Consider the following 1,380-nt stretch of genomic DNA (forward strand, 5'->3'; position numbering starts at 1 on the left):
TGAACTGATGCGGTGGATGCCCCCACCCCAACGGCATCAATTGTGCCAAGATGGTTTTATTGCAACCAAGCAGAGGGAGGCATCCATGTCGGAGATTAGCATATTGGCGATCGATCTTGCCAAAAACAGTTTTCAGGTTTGTGGCGTCAAGATCGATGGAGTCGCGGTTTTCAACAAATCAGTGTCGCGGTCACGGCTTATCCAACTTTTGTCGGATCACACGCCCTGTATTGTGGCGATGGAAGCTTGCGCCACGTCGCATTACTGGGGACGGATGGCGCAGGCACATGGCCATGAAGTGCGGATCATTCCTGCGATCTATGTGAAGCCCTTCGTGAAACGGCAGAAGAACGATTTTGCCGACGCAGCGGCAATTGCGGAGGCCGCGTCCCGCCCCAGCATGAGTTTTGTTGCAGTGAAGAGCGCTGAGAAACAAGCGCGCGCCGTGGCATTTCGGACGCACCAATGCTTTGTGAGACAACGCACACAACTAATCAATGCGCTCAGAGGGCATCTGGCGGAGTTCGGTCTGGTCGCGCCAAAAGGCCCGGTGCATCTCAAGCGTCTGCAAGCAGCCCTAAATGGGCCGCAGGTTGATTTGCCCACAACAGTGCGCGAGATGGGGCAGCTTTATGTGCAGCAGATCGGCGATCTGACCAAGGTGATCACGCGTCTGGCTGATGAACTGGAAGTCGCAACGAAAACGGATGACGAGTTACGCCGTCTTTGCACGGTGCCCGGCATCGGCCCAGTGACCGCTGGCGCAATAGCTGCCTTCGCCCCCGATCTCGAAACATTCGACAGTGGCCGCAATTTTGCTGCCTGGTTAGGTCTCGTCCCACGACAACACTCGACGGGAGGCAAAACCCGCCTTGGCGCTGTCAGTAAGATGGGTCAATGTGACATCCGTAAGCTGCTGATCATCGGAGCCATGAGCGTGATCCGATGGGTTGTGCGCAGGGGCGGCAGCGCCAACCGGTGGCTTGCCAGCCTTGTCGCCCGCAAGCCTCGAATGGTTGCGGCGGTCGCCTTAGCAAACAAGATGGCACGGATGGTTTGGGCCATGACGACAAAAGGCGAGGACTATAGAATAGCGTAATCCCGAGTCGCGAGGCGCGGGGTAACGCTGTAGGCCGCAAGGCCTGGGCAAGGTGATCGACAGACGGAGTAAGCGACACGGACTTCAAAGTTCAAGACAGGAAAACCCAGGCCCGGGGCTCGAGCGCTACAGCTCTCTGAACCGATGTGGGTCCCGTCTTCCGAACAGCATACTGGCCCGTGGCGTCATAAAGGCCACACCTTTGAGGCCTGACACACGACCGATTGAAGCCCAGCCGAAATGTCGAAAAATCAGCTTGCAAAACCGGGGGCATCCACACA

Annotated in this window: 1 protein-coding gene; it reads left to right on the top strand. The window is 57.1% G+C overall.

Annotated features, from left to right (window positions below; translation table 11 throughout):
• The first annotated feature begins 85 nt into the window (after positions 1-85).
• Positions 86-1,099: an IS110 family transposase gene (locus ACEN2J_RS20800; protein WP_442108672.1), complete on the top strand. Its 1,014-nt coding sequence runs from the start codon at positions 86-88 to the stop codon at positions 1,097-1,099.
• Positions 1,100-1,380 lie beyond the last annotated feature (281 nt).

The sequence above is a fragment of the Pseudorhodobacter sp. W20_MBD10_FR17 genome, assembly GCF_052119765.1.
Classification (GTDB): domain Bacteria; phylum Pseudomonadota; class Alphaproteobacteria; order Rhodobacterales; family Rhodobacteraceae; genus Pseudorhodobacter.